Source organism: Rhodoferax sp. GW821-FHT10B06 (assembly GCF_059415605.1).
The window spans coordinates 221,500-236,826 of the sequence record NZ_JBWKNO010000008.1; the positions used below are offsets into that span (position 1 = coordinate 221,500).

14 protein-coding genes are annotated in these 15,327 nt (G+C 54.6%); 10 read left to right on the plus strand and 4 right to left on the minus strand.

All coding sequences use genetic code 11. The annotated features are described in order from the left end of the window. The first annotated feature begins 3 nt into the window (after positions 1-3). From AC07O2_RS14810 to AC07O2_RS14845, 8 genes are all read left to right on the plus strand, one after another. A complete protein-coding gene (locus AC07O2_RS14810) occupies positions 4-1,902 on the plus strand; it encodes an ABC transporter ATP-binding protein (protein WP_495076502.1) in 1,899 nt (632 codons plus the stop codon). Positions 1,903-2,032: 130 nt separating this feature from the next. Beyond that, positions 2,033-2,614, plus strand: a complete 582-nt coding sequence (locus AC07O2_RS14815) for a cytochrome b (protein WP_495076503.1) — start codon at positions 2,033-2,035, stop codon at positions 2,612-2,614. A 54-nt stretch (positions 2,615-2,668) separates the two neighbouring features. Next, entirely contained in the window at positions 2,669-3,235 is a 567-nt protein-coding gene (locus AC07O2_RS14820; protein WP_495076504.1) for a YceI family protein, read from the plus strand. 53 nt (positions 3,236-3,288) lie between these two features. Beyond that, positions 3,289-3,864, plus strand: coding sequence for a YceI family protein (locus AC07O2_RS14825; RefSeq protein ID WP_495076505.1), 576 nt, complete (start codon positions 3,289-3,291; stop codon positions 3,862-3,864). Positions 3,865-3,952: 88 nt separating this feature from the next. Further along, the gene (locus tag AC07O2_RS14830; RefSeq protein WP_495076506.1) at positions 3,953-4,555 is read left to right on the plus strand and encodes a Maf family protein; all 603 of its coding nucleotides are present in this window, start codon (positions 3,953-3,955) and stop codon (positions 4,553-4,555) included. Positions 4,556-4,566: 11 nt separating this feature from the next. Beyond that, positions 4,567-6,069: a ribonuclease G gene (gene rng / locus AC07O2_RS14835; RefSeq protein ID WP_495076507.1), complete on the plus strand. Its 1,503-nt coding sequence runs from the start codon at positions 4,567-4,569 to the stop codon at positions 6,067-6,069. Positions 6,070-6,073: 4 nt separating this feature from the next. Further along, positions 6,074-6,823, plus strand: a complete 750-nt coding sequence (locus tag AC07O2_RS14840) for a polysaccharide deacetylase family protein (protein WP_495076508.1) — start codon at positions 6,074-6,076, stop codon at positions 6,821-6,823. After that, a complete protein-coding gene (locus AC07O2_RS14845; protein ID WP_495076509.1) occupies positions 6,820-8,007 on the plus strand; it encodes a glycosyltransferase family 4 protein in 1,188 nt (395 codons plus the stop codon). The genes AC07O2_RS14840 and AC07O2_RS14845 overlap by 4 nt, the downstream gene beginning before the upstream one ends. Here AC07O2_RS14845 and AC07O2_RS14850 read toward each other — a convergent pair. The 4 genes from AC07O2_RS14850 to AC07O2_RS14865 form a co-directional block, all read right to left on the minus strand. After that, the gene (locus AC07O2_RS14850) at positions 8,004-8,828 is read right to left on the minus strand and encodes a glycosyltransferase family 2 protein (RefSeq protein WP_495076510.1); all 825 of its coding nucleotides are present in this window, start codon (positions 8,826-8,828) and stop codon (positions 8,004-8,006) included. The two genes, AC07O2_RS14845 and AC07O2_RS14850, sit on opposite strands and share 4 nt — an antisense overlap. Beyond that, positions 8,815-9,897: an O-antigen ligase family protein gene (locus AC07O2_RS14855; RefSeq protein ID WP_495076511.1), complete on the minus strand. Its 1,083-nt coding sequence runs from the start codon at positions 9,895-9,897 to the stop codon at positions 8,815-8,817. The genes AC07O2_RS14850 and AC07O2_RS14855 overlap by 14 nt, the downstream gene beginning before the upstream one ends. A gap of 221 nt (positions 9,898-10,118) precedes the next feature. After that, positions 10,119-11,891, minus strand: coding sequence for a lipid A export permease/ATP-binding protein MsbA (msbA, locus tag AC07O2_RS14860; RefSeq protein WP_495076512.1), 1,773 nt, complete (start codon positions 11,889-11,891; stop codon positions 10,119-10,121). A 152-nt stretch (positions 11,892-12,043) separates the two neighbouring features. Continuing rightward, entirely contained in the window at positions 12,044-12,967 is a 924-nt protein-coding gene (locus tag AC07O2_RS14865; RefSeq protein ID WP_495076513.1) for a rhamnan synthesis F family protein, read from the minus strand. Positions 12,968-13,076: 109 nt separating this feature from the next. Between AC07O2_RS14865 and AC07O2_RS14870 the strand changes: the two genes are divergently transcribed. Both AC07O2_RS14870 and tolB read left to right on the plus strand, forming a co-directional pair. After that, complete coding sequence (locus AC07O2_RS14870) at positions 13,077-13,940, plus strand: glycosyltransferase family 2 protein (RefSeq protein WP_495076514.1); 864 nt, start codon at positions 13,077-13,079, stop codon at positions 13,938-13,940. Between the two features lie 68 nt (positions 13,941-14,008). Further along, positions 14,009-15,295, plus strand: a complete 1,287-nt coding sequence (gene tolB / locus AC07O2_RS14875) for a Tol-Pal system beta propeller repeat protein TolB (RefSeq protein WP_495076515.1) — start codon at positions 14,009-14,011, stop codon at positions 15,293-15,295. Positions 15,296-15,327: the final 32 nt, after the last annotated feature.

Consider the following 15,327-nt stretch of genomic DNA (forward strand, 5'->3'; position numbering starts at 1 on the left):
ACGATGCTGAACTGGTTTGAAAACCTGGTGCACCCCTACCCGGATGACACCCCCCAGCCGCCACCGAGCGGCTTTTTTCATTTTGTCTGGGTGTGCAGCAAAGGTGCGCGCAAATACATTCTGGCCATGACCTTGCTCACGGCCTGTGTGGGTGTGTTCGAGGCCCTGCTGTTCGCCATGATGGGGCGCGTGGTGGATTGGCTGGGCTCTGTGCCACCGGCTTTGTTGTGGACCCAGGAGCGTACGCATCTTCTGCTGTTATGCGCGCTGTTGCTGGGTAGCCCGCTATTGATTGCATTGCAGACCCTGTTCAAGCACCAGACCCTGGCGGCCAACTTCCCAATGATGCTGCGCTGGAAGTTCCACCGCCTGATGCTGGGCCAGAGTATGGGCTTTTACCAGGACGAGTTTGCCGGGCGCGTGGCTACCAAGGTGATGCAGACGGCGCTGGCGGTGCGCGATGTGTGCATGATCCTGGGCGATATTCTGGTGTTTGTGACCATCTACTTCGTCACCATGGTGGCGGTGGTCGGGAGCTTCGACGCCTGGCTTTTGCTGCCGTTCCTGGCGTGGGTGCTGCTGTACGCTGTGGCCATCCGTTATTTTGTGCCGCGCCTGTCGGGTGTCGCCAAAAAGCAGGCCGATGCACGTTCGCTGATGACCGGTCGTATTACCGACGCCTATACCAATATCGCAACCGTCAAGCTGTTCTCCCATGCGGGACGCGAGGCTGGCTACGCGCGTTCAGCGATGCAGGATTTTCTGCAGACCGTGCATCGCCAGATGCGCCTGGTCAGTGGCTTCGAGGTGGTGAACCATGTGCTGGGTATGTTGTTGATTCTGGCAACCGCCGGGGTGGCGCTATGGCTATGGACCCAGGGCCAGGTCGGTGTGGGTGCGGTGGCAGCGGCCACGGCCATGTCGCTGCGTCTGAATGGTATTTCGCACTGGGTGATGTGGGAGATGGCGTCGCTGTTCGAGCATGTGGGTACGGTGCAGGACGGCTTGAACACCTTGTCGCGCGTGCAGGCCGTACAGGATGCACCCCAGGCGCAGCCTTTGCGCGTGACGAAGGGCGAGCTGCGGTTTGAGAACGTGGACTTTGCCTACGGAGCCAAGGGCCCGGATGCGCGCAAGGTGATAGACCATATGTCGCTGCACATCCGTCCCGGCGAGAAGATCGGTCTGGTGGGGCGCTCCGGTGCGGGCAAGTCCACCATCGTCAATCTGTTGCTGCGCTTCTATGATCTGGAGCACGGCCGTATTCTGGTGGATGGCCAGGATATATCGCAGGTGACCCAGGAAAGCCTGCGCGCGCAGATCGGTATGGTGACGCAGGACACATCGCTGCTGCATCGCTCGGTACGCGACAACATTCTGTATGGCCGCCCGGACGCGACCGATGAGCACATGGAGGCGGCGGCGTGCCGTGCCGAGGCTTTTGATTTCATCCACACCCTGAGCGATCCCAGCGGCCGTAAGGGCTTTGATGCCCATGTGGGCGAGCGCGGTGTGAAGCTTTCTGGCGGCCAACGCCAGCGGATTGCGATTGCACGGGTGATGCTGAAAGATGCCCCGATTCTGCTGCTCGACGAGGCCACCAGTGCCCTGGATTCGGAGGTCGAGGCGGCCATCCAGTCCAGCCTGTACCGCCTTATGGAGGGCAAGACCGTAGTCGCCATTGCCCACCGTCTGTCAACCATTGCAGCCATGGACCGCCTGGTGGTGCTGGATAAGGGGCGTATCGTGGAAGTCGGTGACCACCGCAGCTTGCTGGAGGCTGGCGGCCTATACGCCCGGCTTTGGGCGCACCAGAGCGGCGGGTTTCTGGGTGAGGACGATGAAGATATCCTGCCTGCGTCTGCCTCTGCGGAGCCCCGGGCTGTTGTGCCTGCAAAGTAGCGGCGGCAAGAATGATTCAGAAATTTCGAATCATTCCAACAAATTGAGTGAACTTTTCGCCACGAACGGTTCCTAAAATGAACTTTACATTTTAAGAACCGGGTGCTTGAACCACTCGGGGTTCACTACGATGCCCGTTTCTTCCGTACCCGCAGCCCAGGCTAAACAGGCCTCCACCTACACCGGCGTGGCAATTGCCCTGCATTGGATTCTGGCCCTGGCTTTGGCGGGCATCTTTGCCGTCGGCACTTATATGGTGGACCTGCCTTTTTCACCCGCACGGCTCAAGTTGTACAACTGGCACAAGTGGGCCGGCATCACGATCCTGACCCTGTCCGCTTTGCGCCTGCTGTGGCGCGCCACGCACCGTCCGCCGGCCTTGCCTGAAGCCATGGTTCGCGGCATGCCTGCCTGGCAGCAGTGGGCCCACCATGCGACGCACGGCCTGATGTATGCGTTGTTTTTTGCGGTGCCGTTGCTGGGCTGGGCCTATAGCTCGGCTACCGGTTTCCAGATCGTCGTCTTCGGGCAGATTCCGCTGCCGGATCTGGTGCCCGCCAGCAAGGAGTTGGCCGAGTTCCTGAAGCCTCTGCACCGGTTGTCGGCATGGGCGCTGTGTGCCTTGGTGGTGGTGCATGTGGCAGCCGCGCTGAAGCACCAGTTTGTAGACCGTGATGGCCTGATTGCCCGCATGTGGCCTGCCAAATCCTGATCTATCTTGATCTATCCGTCTGAGCATCGCTTTTTCTCATTTCGAAAGGTATTCATGTCCCGTCTATTGAATTTGTCGCTTGCCGCCCTGGCTTTGGGCGCTAGCTTGGGGGCTTATGCCGACCAGAAGCTGGTGCCGGCTGGAAGCGAAATTGTGTTCGTCAGCAAGCAGATGGGCGTGTCGGTAGAGGGGCGCTTCAAGAAATTTGACGGACAGGTCAGCTTCGACCCGGCCAAGCTGGATGCCAGCAAGATCAGCTTCACCGTGGACATGGCCAGCGCTACTTTGGGCGTGCCAGAGACCGACGCCGAGCTGCCCAAGCCGACCTGGTTCAACCTGGGCAAGTTTCCTCAGGCCAGCTTTGTCTCTAGCGGCGTCAAGGCGCTGGGTGGCGGCAAGTATGACGTTGCCGGCAAGCTGACCATCAAAGGCCAGGCTCGTGACGTGGTGGTACCTGTGACCATGGTGCAGTCGGGTGCCAACACCGTGGCCTCCGGCGTGCTGCCGATCAAGCGCCTTGCCTTCAAGATTGGCGAAGGCGAGTGGGCCGATACCTCCATGGTCGCCGACGACGTACAAGTCAAATTCAAATTCAATCTGACGGGTGTAGGCAAGCTCTAAACCCGGCTTTTTTCTGTTTTCCGTTTCCTTAAACCACTCTTGAAAGAGAACCCATGCGCCACACTTTGCTCGCTCTTGCCGCTATCGCCACCCTGTCTGCCGGGGCTGCCCAGGCTGAGTCCGCAACCTATGCGATTGATCCAAGCCACACTTTTGTGACCTTTGAAATCGGCCACATGGGCACCTCGACCAACCGCGGTCGTTTCGACAAGAAGGAAGGTACTGTCCAGCTCGACGTGGCTGGCAAGTCCGGCAAGGTGGATCTGACCATCGACGCTACTTCGCTGTCCACCGGCACCGCCGCGTTCAACAAGCATCTGCAAAGCGCGGACTTCTTCAACGTTGAGAAATTCCCGACCATTACCTTCAGCGCCGACAAGTTCGTGTTCACGGGCGATAAGGTGTCGGAAGTGGTGGGCAACCTGACCCTGCTGGGCAAGACCAACCCCGTGACGCTCAAGGCCAGCAACTTCAATTGCTACCAAAACCCCATGCTCAAGCGTGAAGTGTGCGGTGGCGACTTTGATACCACCATTCAGCGCAGCCAATGGGGCATGACCTGGGGCGCCAACTACGGCTTCCCTGACGCAGTGCACCTGATCGTTCAAGTGGAAGCCGTGAAACAGTAATTCACAGCGTTCCCGTGAACAGCCCGCCCGTCAACGAGATGGGCGGGCTGTTCTTTTTTTGGGCTATGCCTGCCGTGATAATCGTGCCATGACCGATTTCATCTACCTTGCTTCGCAAAGCCCTCGCCGCAGCCAACTGCTGGACCAATTGGGGGTACGCCATGAACTGCTGCTGCCCGATCCGGACGAGGACAGCGAAGGACTTGAGGTTGCTATGAAAAACGAAGCGCCTGCAGCATATGTTCAGCGCGTGACAGGCCTGAAGCTTGATGCAGCCGTAGCGCGGTTGAAGCGCCGTGGCCTGCCCGTGGCGCCCATCCTGTGCTCGGACACCACGGTGGCGTTGGGTCGCACGATTCTGGGCAAGCCGGCCGATGCCCAGGACGCGGCGCGCATGTTGGCCGCTTTGTCCGGTACCCGGCACCGCGTGCTGACGGCTGTGGCGTTGCAGCAGCGGCGTAAGCGGGTGCAGGCCCTGAGTGCCTCACATGTCGATTTCGCCCCCATGTCTACGGCCCAGATAAAGGCCTATGTGGCCTCGGGTGAGCCTATGGGCAAGGCTGGGGCCTATGCGGTGCAGGGGCGGGCGGCAGGGTTTATCTCGCATATCCGCGGCAGCTATTCAGGCATCATGGGCCTGCCCATGTTCGAGACAGCCGAGCTGCTGCGCTCCCTGGGTTTCAAATTTTGAGCAAGCTGCCTATGCAACAAGACATCCTCATCAATTGGTCACCGCAGGAAACTCGTGTCGCGGTGGTGGAGCATGGCTCGGTACAAGAGCTGCATGTGGAGCGCACGCTGGAGCGCGGCATGGTGGGCAATGTGTACCTGGGCAAGGTGGTGCGGGTGCTGCCCGGCATGCAGTCCACCTTCATTGATATCGGGCTGGAACGCGCGGCTTTCCTGCACGTGGCCGATCTGGCGAATGGCTTCGTAGGCCACAAGTCGGCCGAGCTGGATGCCAATGGTGTGGCCAAGCCGGCTGCGCCCGTGGTGCCTATCGAGCGCCAGGTGTTCGAAGGCCAAGCGTTGATGGTGCAGGTCATCAAGGACCCCATCGGCACCAAGGGTGCGCGTCTGTCGGCGCAGATCAGCATTGCCGGGCGCCTGCTGGTGTTTTTGCCGCAAGACGACCATGTGGGCGTGTCGCAAAAAATCCCCCTGGCCCAACGTGAAGATTTGCGCAAGCGCCTGCAGGCGCTGGTGGGCGATGCGTCCACAGGCGGGGGTGGCGGCTTCATTCTGCGTACCAATGGCGAAGACGCTACGGATGAAGAGCTGGCCGACGACATAGCCTATTTGCGCAAGACTTGGGCGCGCATCAAAAGTGCCTCCGTGCGTTTGCCCCCCACGTCTTTGCTGCACCAGGATCTGAATTTGTTGCAGCGTGTGCTGCGTGACTTGGTCAGCGAGCAGACCCAGACCATACGCCTTGATTCACGCGAACAGTTCGAGATGTTGCAGGCCTTTGGCAAGGAATTCATGCCGGCGGCGGTGGAGAAGCTGCAGCACTACAAGGGCGAGCGGCCGATTTTTGACCTGTTCTCCATCGACGAGGAAATCGCCAAGGCCCTGGGCCGGCGTGTGGAACTGAAGTCGGGTGGCTACCTGATCGTGGACCAGACCGAGGCGCTGACCACGGTGGACGTGAATACCGGCGCGTTCGTTGGTGCGCGCAATTTCGACGACACCATCTTCAAGACCAATCTGGAAGCCACCCAGGCGATTGCCCGGCAGCTGCGCCTGCGCAATCTGGGCGGCATCGTGATCGTGGACTTCATCGACATGGCGCGTGAGGAGCACCGCGATGCTGTGTTGACTGAGTTCCGTAAGCAGCTGGCGCGTGACCGCGTGAAGACTACAGCCGGCGGTTTTTCGGCGCTAGGCCTGGTGGAGATGACACGCAAGCGCACCCGTGAATCGTTGGCGCACATGCTGTGCGAGCCCTGCGCCGTGTGCAGTGGCAAGGGCAGTGTAAAGACGGCGCGCAGCGTGACTTACGACATCCTGCGTGAAATTTTGCGCGAGGCGCGCCAGTTCAACCCGCGCGAGTTTCGCGTGGTGGCCTCGCCCAAAGTCATAGAGCTGTTTCTGGATGAAGAAAGCCAGCACCTGGCCGGCTTGAGCGACTTCATTGGCAAACCCATCTCCTTGCAAAGCGAGGCCGCCATGGGGCAGGAACAGTACGACATCGTCCTTTTGTAGACCCATGCCCAGCCAACGTACCGCCAACCGACAGCCCATCCCTATCCTGATGTACCACCAGATAGACTCGGCGCCGCCCAAGGGCGCGCCGTTTCGTAGCCTGGTGGTGTCGCCGCAAAGTTTTGCACGCCAGATGGCGCTACTGAAGCTTATGGGCTACCAGGGACTGTCCATGCAGGCTCTGCAGCCCTATTTGGTCGGCAGCAAGACCGGTCGGGTGGTGGGCATCACTTTTGACGATGGATATTTGAACAATCTGCACTACGCCTTGCCAGTGCTGCAGCGTTACAGCTTTTCTTCCACCTGTTATGTGGTCAGTCAGCGCCTGGGGCAGACCAATGCCTGGGACGCCGAGATCGGAATTGCCCAGACGCCGCTGATGGACATGGCGCAGCTGCGTACCTGGGTGGCGGGCGGGCAGGACGTAGGCGCCCATACTCGCCACCATGTACGCCTGCCCCAGCAGGATGCCGCCACTAGCCGCAGCGAGATCATGCTTTGCAAATCAGAGCTGGAAGATGGCCTGGGTGTCACAGTCAACCACTTCTGTTATCCCTATGGGGAATACACGGCTGAGCATACGGAGCTGGTACAGGAGGCCGGTTTTTGCACCGCCACCACCACCCAGCGAAGCCGTTGCCTGGCGGGTGAAGACATGCTGCAGCTGCCGCGCGCCCCGGTAGCGCGCTCTACCAGCCTGCTGAATCTGTGGATGAAGCTGGGTACGGGCTACGAAGACCGCCGTCGCGCATGAGTGGCACGCCATCTCCCGGCATAGAGGCTGGCCGCAGGCTGCGCATTGCCGTGTTGAACCGGGTATTTGCCCCCACCGGTGGTGGTGCCGAGCGCTATTCGATTGCGCTGGTGGAGCAATTGGCGCAGCGCCACGACATCCATGTGTTTGCCCAGACCATAGGCCACGCCATGCCTGGCGTGAGCTACCACCGAATATCCGCGCCGTTCAAAAAACCGCGCTGGGTGAACCAACTTTGGTACGCCGTCGCCACCTGGTGGGCCACGCGCAAAGGTTTTGACGTGGTGCATTCGCATGAGAACACCTGGCATGGCCAGGTGCAGACCGTGCACGTGCTGCCGGTGCGGCACAACCTGTTCCACCAACGCCGCTGCTGGCGGGCCGTACAGCGCGGGCTGCAAGTGCTGACCAGCCCACGGTTATGGGTCTATCTGGGTTTGGAATACTTGCGCTACCGGCCGAAGGCAGACAAGGCGGTGGTGGTCACGTCCAGTTCTTTGCGCGGCACTATGGCTGCTTGTTATCCCGCTACTCTGCCCATGCTGCGGGTACTGACCCCGGGTGTGGCCACTGTGCCTGGTGCGGCCAGTGACGCCACCAAGCAGCATGCGCGTACGCAGTTGGGTTTGCCGTTGGAGGGAATTTGCCTGCTGCTGGTGGGCAACGACTACCGTAAGAAAGGCCTGCCAAGCCTGCTGCAGGCTTTGGCTGAACTGCCCGCCGAGGTGTTTCTGGTGGTGGTGGGCAAGCCGGAGCAGACTGCCGAATTCCGTGCGCGTGCCAGCAGTTTGGGTGTGGCGCAGCGGGTGTTCTTTCTGGGTGCCATGGACCAGGTGGACCCCGCCTACCAGGCAGCAGATGTACTGGTGCATCCCACGCTGGAAGACACCTTTGCCATGGTGGTGCTGGAGGCTATGGCCCATGGCTTGCCGGTCGTGGTCAGTGCCGAGCGCTACTGCGGTATTGCTGGCTTGCTGACGGACGGCGTGAATGTGTTGCTGCTGGATGATCCGCAGGATGGAGGTAAGCTGGGTGCCTTGTTAAGGGGGCTATTAGCCGACCCTTCGTTGCGTCAAAAGCTTGGGTCGGCCGCCATTAAGTTTGCCCAGTCCTATCAATGGCCCGAAATTGCAAGGATGCAAGAACGCATCTATCAAGAGCAACTTTCTTTGCGAGCAGGCTAGTCCCAATGCAACACACCGTCTTTGCATGTGCCATGCAGACTCATGCCGAACGCAGTCAGTTCTTCTCGCCCCCAGGTCCGCAGCTGATGTTTGCGCTGCATTTTCGTTAGCTTACGTGCTAACCAGGATTGGTTGAGCAGCCGGTGGTTGTAGCGGTATGCTAGATCGTCGCTTTGTTTCAAGCCTCGCTCCAGTTTCATGGCCGATTGGGTGATAGAGCCAAAGTGGTGAATCCAGGACGCCCCCGTCGTGCCATGGGCAATGCCTGCACGGGCCATGTCGTGGAAGAATAAAGCATCTTCGTAGCCTAATAGCTTTGGCGTGGCGCGGAAGTAGCCAATGTCCATCCATACAGACTTATGGATGGCCAAGCACACGGCATGGCACCAGCCCTTTCGCAGCACCTCTTGCATTTTTTGTCGAGCTTGTGGGGCAAAACTTTCGAAATCATAGTCCAGCGAACCTTCTACCATGGCAGGGGAGATGATGGCTAACCGTTGCTGTTCTGCTGTGTGGATCATGCCTTCAATCCAGTCTTTGCTGACCAGGATGTCGTTGTTCATGATGATGGTCCACTCGGCTTGCAGTGCCAATGCTCCTTGATTCCATGCCACACCACAGCCAAGGTTGTCGTGGTTAAAGATGCGTCCCCCCAAAGCTAGGCTTTGCAGGTATTCACGTGTTGAATCTCCAGAGCCATTGTCTACTACCACTAATCTATCCAATGGAGTGCCATGGCGTACCATGCTTTCCACGCATTTTTTCGTGTATTCCACTTGGTTGTAGCACGCGAAAGTGACGGCGTATTTATTCTTGTTCATATTGGGCGAGGGCTGATCCGCAAAGCATTGCGACTGTCATGGCATAAAAGCTGGCAATGTATTTCAAATCGAAAACTTCGGTGCTTATGCTGCTGATGAAGATACACATTACAAATACGAAACCAATGAGCGCATTGGCTTTATTGGTATTTTTTTGTGATTTAAGTGTGCGTAGAAAAATAATCAATGGAACTGCAAAAAGTGAGGCTGAGGCCACGAGACCAATAATTCCATAGCGAACCCCGTTGGTTACCAGTTCATTGTGGAAACCAGCAACAAGCGCGGTACTAATAGCTCCCTCTGACGCATAATCATATATGGTTGGAGGTAAGGATTTAATTAGATATTTTGTTTCTCCATATCCTGAAAATGGATGGATTGAAAATAAATCCCAAGCAATTCTTAGGAAGGTAATTCTTAATCCAGTTGATGTATCTGGTGCAATACCATCAAGATGGTATTTGGCAATGTCATTTCCTGTTGAAAAAATGCGTTGCCCAACGGTGCTCAATGAGAAGCATATAAATATTGCTATTAGTGAAATTGCTATTGTTGCCAAGTATGCTGCATTTATTTTGATATTTTTCTTTTTTTGAAAAAATATAAAAGGTAAAATTAAAGGTAGGGCGGCCCATCCTGTTCTGCTGCCGGACTTAATGGATAAATATATTCCAATTAAAAATCCTGTTGTTTTAAGAGGAGTTAACCAATAAGTCTCTTTTTCGAATATTCGGATTGATGCTAGGCAAACTAAACTAAAAGTCAGTGCAATATAACCAAAAACCAGTGGATCTGCAAAGTATGTTGCCATGCGATCCGATCCCCAGCGCATGGGTTGATCAATGGCGTATTGTTGGATTAAGGTGATGGTTAATGAGAGAAATAATGAAAGACTCAGGTATTTTGTGGTATTCCAACGTGTTTTTAGTATGTATGCAAATATTGGAATTGCCATTAAAAATCGAAGAGGTGTGTCGAATTGTGCGGCATCAAATGATCCCCGTAGAAGTGAGCTTAGTGCAACAGAGAAAAATGGCAATAAGAAAGATGCAATAAACATCTTGGTCATGTTTTTGCTTGTGCAGTTTAGGTGCTCTTTGCGTGTTGAATAAGAAAAGACTATGCATAAAATTGCTGTTATTGCAAATATTATGTTGGTTAATCCTCTGATTGTTACTAAAAAAAATGGAGAAATAAATAGCAGGAAATTAATCAAAAAGATTAATTTCCTGCTTGGGGTGGCTGGTGAAGAGGGCGGGATAGACACGCGTGGGGGAAATGCTGTAGATATCAATTGGCGTCCACGTTATCATGCTTTGAGGTATCGGAATTGTGTAATCCCAGTTTGTAAAGCCGGGCATATGGCCCATCTTGGGCAATTAATTCTATATGTTTACCTATTTCTACGATTTTCCCTGCATCCATCACTACGATGCGATCAGCATGGTGGACAGTGGATAGTCGGTGTGCAATTACCAATGTCGTACGGTTTTTCATCAACCGTTGCAGAGCGTCCTGCACGGCCCGCTCGGACTCGGTATCCAGCGCGGATGTGGCTTCATCCAAGATTAGTATTGGCGCATCCTTATATAGAGCTCTTGCAATAGCTAGCCGCTGCCGCTGGCCGCCTGATAACTGGGTTGCATTGTGGCCGACTACGGTGTCAATCCCGTCCGGTAGTTCGGCTACTAGTCGGTCAAGGTTGGCATCAACGAGGCAGCGAAGCACCTTGTCTCGGTCGATTTCCAATCCTAGTGCTACATTGAAGGCGATGCTGTCGTTGAGCATGACTACATGCTGGCTGACCAGTGCGAACTGGCTTCGCAGAGCATCTAGTCGCCAGCTTTGCAAGTCGTGTCCATCCAAATCGATTTGGCCGGAACTGGGATCTAGAAAGCGAGGCAAAAGGTTGACCAGCGTGGTTTTTCCTGCGCCCGATGCGCCAACTAAGGCTACGGTTTCACCAGCGTGTATCGATAGGTTAATGCCATCCAGAGCGGGTATGGGGTGCTCACCAAACTGCACCGTTGTATTCACGAAATGAATGTGGCCTTGCACTTTTTCCGGGGCATAGTTGCCGCCGCGTTCATCTGGTGTGGCTTCCATAAGGTCTAATCCGCGTTCAATCGCCGCCAGTCCTCGGGTGATGGGAGCCGCAACTTCGGATAGGTGTTTGATTGGCGCCACCAGCATTAACATGGCGGTGACGAAAGCAACGAATCCACCGACTGACGGTCCTCCATGCGCGCTTTGCACCAACGCAATTGAGATCACGGCGGACAGCGCAACGGCTGTCATCATTTGCGTTATAGGCGCCATGGCGGAGGAGGCAGCCGTGGATTTCATCGACAACCTCAGCAGGGTCTTGCTCAGGTTTTCAAATCGGTTGCGCTGTAGGGTTTGTGCTGCATGTAGACGTATATCGCGGCTGGCTAGTACGTTTTCCTCCACTACATAAGCTAGCGAATCGGTGGCAACCTGGCTGGCTTTGGTAATTTGAAACAAGCGTTTGGAAAGCACTTGCATAACCCAGGCGACCGCGGGAATTAATGCCACTACGATCAAGGTTAATTTCCAATTCAGATACATCAAATAGGAAGCGAGCGCAAGTACAGTCAAGCTGTCGCGCACGGTGCCCATTAGTGAATTTACTAGCAGATAAGAGCCATTTTGAACCTCATAGACCACGGTATTGGCAAGGGAGCTGGAAGAGTTGCCCGTAAAAAGGGATAGTTGCCCTGTAGTTACCTTGGAAAACATGGCTTTGCGCAGAGTCATTAATCCCAGATTGGTGACTTTGGCGAGAGAGAGCGAAGCTGCGTAATTTGCGATACCTCGCAAGCCAAACAGCAATAGTAATGTTGCGGGTACTGTCCATATTTCCAGCGTGGCTTTCTGAAAGCCTTGGTCCAATAGAGGCTTGAGCAGTGCTGGAATCATTGGCTCGGTGGCTGAAGCCAAGATGGTGGCCAGGGCCGCCAGTATCCAATTGGAGCGTGAATTTTTGAAATAAGGCCAGATGCGCCGTAGCCGCTGCAGGATAGAGGTAGGTGTATTGGTCATATGGCATGGGGTGACGGGCTGAATTATCAGTGCATTTGCAGCTTCCAGCCAACCTGGCGCTGTGGGAGGTGGATGCAAAGGTATCGATTTATGTGGATAGCCACTTGGTATTTTCTGAAGCCGAAGTGCTATGCATAATGCTTGCTTATGTTCTACTTAAGAAATCTGTCTATATGGGGGAATTTTTTTAAGATTTTTTGTCCAATGGATTTCTCTAGTATGCTAATTTTTATGTAGGGAAAGCCTCTTGATATTAAGGCCTCTGCATGGTGTATCGTTGCATCGGTCTTTGAATTTTTCAAATCGCTGGTTGGGAAAATTGCTTCCACAGAATGGTTGTTTTTTTCAAAAAAACTCGTTAATCTTGTTTCGTAGAAATCTATGACCATTTGTTTATTTGGAAGTTGCCAGAGAGATGCGAGGTAGTTTCGCATTTTGGCATTTTTTAAAATTTTGGAGCCAATGACGAGAAAGAAGCTTTGTAAGTGAAATAATGGTTCTTGATTTGATGTTAGACCAATAATATCAGCATTTGAATTTCTTATTCTTTGAATCATTTCATTGAATAATGATTCTGATATGGGGCCTGATATACTGTCGTTGATTAAATATAGCTTGTGAATGTTGAGGTTTTCTTGTAGGGTGGAATAGATGTGTGACCAGGCTCCGAAATCAAATCCAATATTTTCTCGTAGATATAAACCATGCAAATTTGGGGGCCAATCTGAAGTGGGCAGGGGTTGTTCGATGTGGTTGGTGTTGATGATGAGTATTACTTTAATTCCCGTGTTTATTAAATGCCGTATGTGATGCGCCACATGAGGTTTTATACACGGTTTGTCGGAGTAAGACACAAATAGGCATAGCTCGATCTGTTCAATCTGTGATGGAGGCGAAACTAAACGCCGAAGTTCTGCATTTTTCGTTAACTGGTTTGGAGGGGAGGTAATGCATTGAACTAGCGCGTTATATTTTTCACTGATTTGTTGATATTTTTTTCTGCTTACGTATCTTGAGGGTAATCTTTCTTTTCTCTTTTTATTTAGGCTGCTGAAGAAGTCTTTAATGGCTGTCATTTTTAATTTTATGTTCTATCTGCTGCTGTTGCGTTTTAATTGCGATGGATTTGATGTGTCGCCTGGGTTGTTTTGTATGTAAATAAAACCTGCAAGCTAAAGGGTTTCAGTGGGATGTGTTGTTGTCTCTTGCATCAATACGGTCTGCTATGCTCTAACAAACAGACATGTCAGTATTGTGATCACACCTAATCCTATATCCGTCTATATCATCGCTTTTAATGAGGCGGAAAAAGTGGCTGACGCCATCCGCAGTGTGGCCTGGGCAGACGAGATCATCGTAGCCGATTCACACAGTACGGATGGCACCGTGCGCATCGCCGAGTCGCTTGGTGCACGGGTGGTGCAGATCGATTTTGAGGGTTTTGGCAAGCTGCGCAATGATGCCGTGGCTGCTTGTTCGCATGAGTGGGTGTTTAGCCTGGACTCGGACGAACGCTGCACACCTGAGGCCGCAAGTGAGATACAGGCCCTGGTGGCGCAGGCACAGGCTGACGTGTTTTTTGTGCCGCGCCGCAATTTCTTTTTGGGGCGTGAAATACGGCACTCGGGTTGGTACCCGAACTATCGCCAGCCGCAACTGTTTCGCCGTTCGCAAATGCGCTACGAACCCAGTCCGGTGCACGAGGGCTTCGAGTTGACGCCCGGCGCCAGGCTTGGCTATTTGAAGTCCGCCATCTGGCAATTGCCCTTCAAGGACCTGGCTGAAGTGGTGGCCAAGATGAACCGCTATTCGTCCCTGGGGGCGACAAAGCGGCGTCAGTCTGGTTCCAGTTACGGCAAGGCTTTGAGTCATGGTATCTGGGCCTTCTGGAAGCATTTCCTGTTCAAGCGTGGTTTCCTGGACGGCTGGCCTGGGCTGGTGATTGCTTTTTCGTACTTTGAAGTAACCTTCTACCGCTACGCCAAGGCCGTGGAGCTGGAGCACCAGGCGAAGTGGTCTCAAGACTGGAAAAATGTCCTGAAGCGCTGATTGGGAACTATTTTTCACAAATACGAACCCACCTACCCCTTGTCCATGAGATTCAAGACAACGCACTTATGAGTTCTGTTTTTTCGTTGAACCGTCGATTCTGTTTGGCCGCCCTGGCGCTGGTCGGGGCTGGCTCGGCATTTGCCCAGTTCCGTGTGGAGGTGTCAGGCGTGGGCTTGACCCAATTGCCTATCGCCATTGCCAGCTTCAAGGGCGACGACCAGTCTCCGCAAAAGATTGCAGCCATCGTGCAAGCCGATCTGGAGCGCAGTGGGCAATTCCGGGCGGTGGATGCCAGCGGAGCCAAACTGGATGAAACCACCCCGCCCGATGTGTCGGTATGGCGCCAGAAGGCTGCAGACTCCCTGGTGGCGGGTAGTGTGACTCGCTTGGCCGATGGCCGCTACGACGTGCGTTTCCGCCTTTGGGATGTGGTGAAGGCTAAGGACCTGATTGCGCAAAGTATCACCGTGCCGCAAGCCGATCTGCGCTTATCTGCGCACCGCATTGCCGATCTCATCTATGAGAAGCTGACTGGCGATCGCGGCGTTTTTTCGACCCGCATTGCCTATGTAACTCGTGCCGGCTCGCGCCATACTTTGTGGGTAGCCGATGCAGACGGCGAGAACAGCCAGTCGGCCTTAGCTAGCCCGGAGTCGATCATTTCTCCGGCCTGGTCGCCGAATGGTTTGCAACTGGCTTATGTGTCTTTCGAGGCCCGCAAGCCTGTGATCTACGTGCATGACGTTGCCACCGGTAAGCGCCGCTTGATTGCCAATTTCAAGGGCTCGAACAGTGCGCCGGCCTGGTCTCCGGATGGCCGCTCTTTGGCTGTGACGCTCAGTAAGGACGGAGGCTCGCAGATTTACGTGATTGATGCAAATGGTGGCGAGCCCCGGCGCCTGACTCAATCCAGCGGCATTGACACTGAGCCCCGGTATTCAGCTGATGGAAAATACATCTATTTTGTTAGTGACCGTGGCGGTGCGCCGCAGATCTATCGCATGCCCAGTAGCGGAGGCAATGCCGAGCGAGTAACCTTCTCGGGCAGCTATAACATTTCACCCAGCATCAGCCCGGATGGACGCTGGCTGGCGTATATCTCCCGCATCAATGGTGCCTTCAAGCTGCAAGTGATGGAGCTGAGCAGTTCCACCGTCACCAGCATCACCGATACCACTGCGGACGAGAGCCCCAGCTTTGCCCCCAATAGTCGATTGATCGTGTACGCAACCCAGCAGCAGGGGCGTGAGGCATTAATGACCTCCACCCTGGACGGAAAAATCAAGGCGCGTTTGGCTGGCCAGGCGGGCGATATCCGTGAGCCGGATTGGGGTCCGTTCATGAAGCCCTGAGTACGGTATTGACTTCATATTTAACGAGGAAA

Excerpts from the sequence above, each read along its gene's own strand:
- AC07O2_RS14810 (WP_495076502.1), top strand. The coding sequence starts at position 4 with ATGCTGAACTGGTTTGAAAACCTGGTGCACCCCTACCCGGATGACACC.
- AC07O2_RS14815 (WP_495076503.1), top strand. The coding sequence starts at position 2,033 with ATGCCCGTTTCTTCCGTACCCGCAGCCCAGGCTAAACAGGCCTCCACC.
- AC07O2_RS14820 (WP_495076504.1), top strand. The coding sequence starts at position 2,669 with ATGTCCCGTCTATTGAATTTGTCGCTTGCCGCCCTGGCTTTGGGCGCT.
- AC07O2_RS14825 (WP_495076505.1), top strand. The coding sequence starts at position 3,289 with ATGCGCCACACTTTGCTCGCTCTTGCCGCTATCGCCACCCTGTCTGCC.
- AC07O2_RS14830 (WP_495076506.1), top strand. The coding sequence starts at position 3,953 with ATGACCGATTTCATCTACCTTGCTTCGCAAAGCCCTCGCCGCAGCCAA.
- rng (WP_495076507.1), top strand. The coding sequence starts at position 4,567 with ATGCAACAAGACATCCTCATCAATTGGTCACCGCAGGAAACTCGTGTC.
- AC07O2_RS14840 (WP_495076508.1), top strand. The coding sequence starts at position 6,074 with ATGCCCAGCCAACGTACCGCCAACCGACAGCCCATCCCTATCCTGATG.
- AC07O2_RS14845 (WP_495076509.1), top strand. The coding sequence starts at position 6,820 with ATGAGTGGCACGCCATCTCCCGGCATAGAGGCTGGCCGCAGGCTGCGC.
- AC07O2_RS14850 (WP_495076510.1), bottom strand. The coding sequence starts at position 8,828 with ATGAACAAGAATAAATACGCCGTCACTTTCGCGTGCTACAACCAAGTG.
- AC07O2_RS14855 (WP_495076511.1), bottom strand. The coding sequence starts at position 9,897 with ATGACCAAGATGTTTATTGCATCTTTCTTATTGCCATTTTTCTCTGTT.
- msbA (WP_495076512.1), bottom strand. The coding sequence starts at position 11,891 with ATGACCAATACACCTACCTCTATCCTGCAGCGGCTACGGCGCATCTGG.
- AC07O2_RS14865 (WP_495076513.1), bottom strand. The coding sequence starts at position 12,967 with ATGACAGCCATTAAAGACTTCTTCAGCAGCCTAAATAAAAAGAGAAAA.
- tolB (WP_495076515.1), top strand. The coding sequence starts at position 14,009 with ATGAGTTCTGTTTTTTCGTTGAACCGTCGATTCTGTTTGGCCGCCCTG.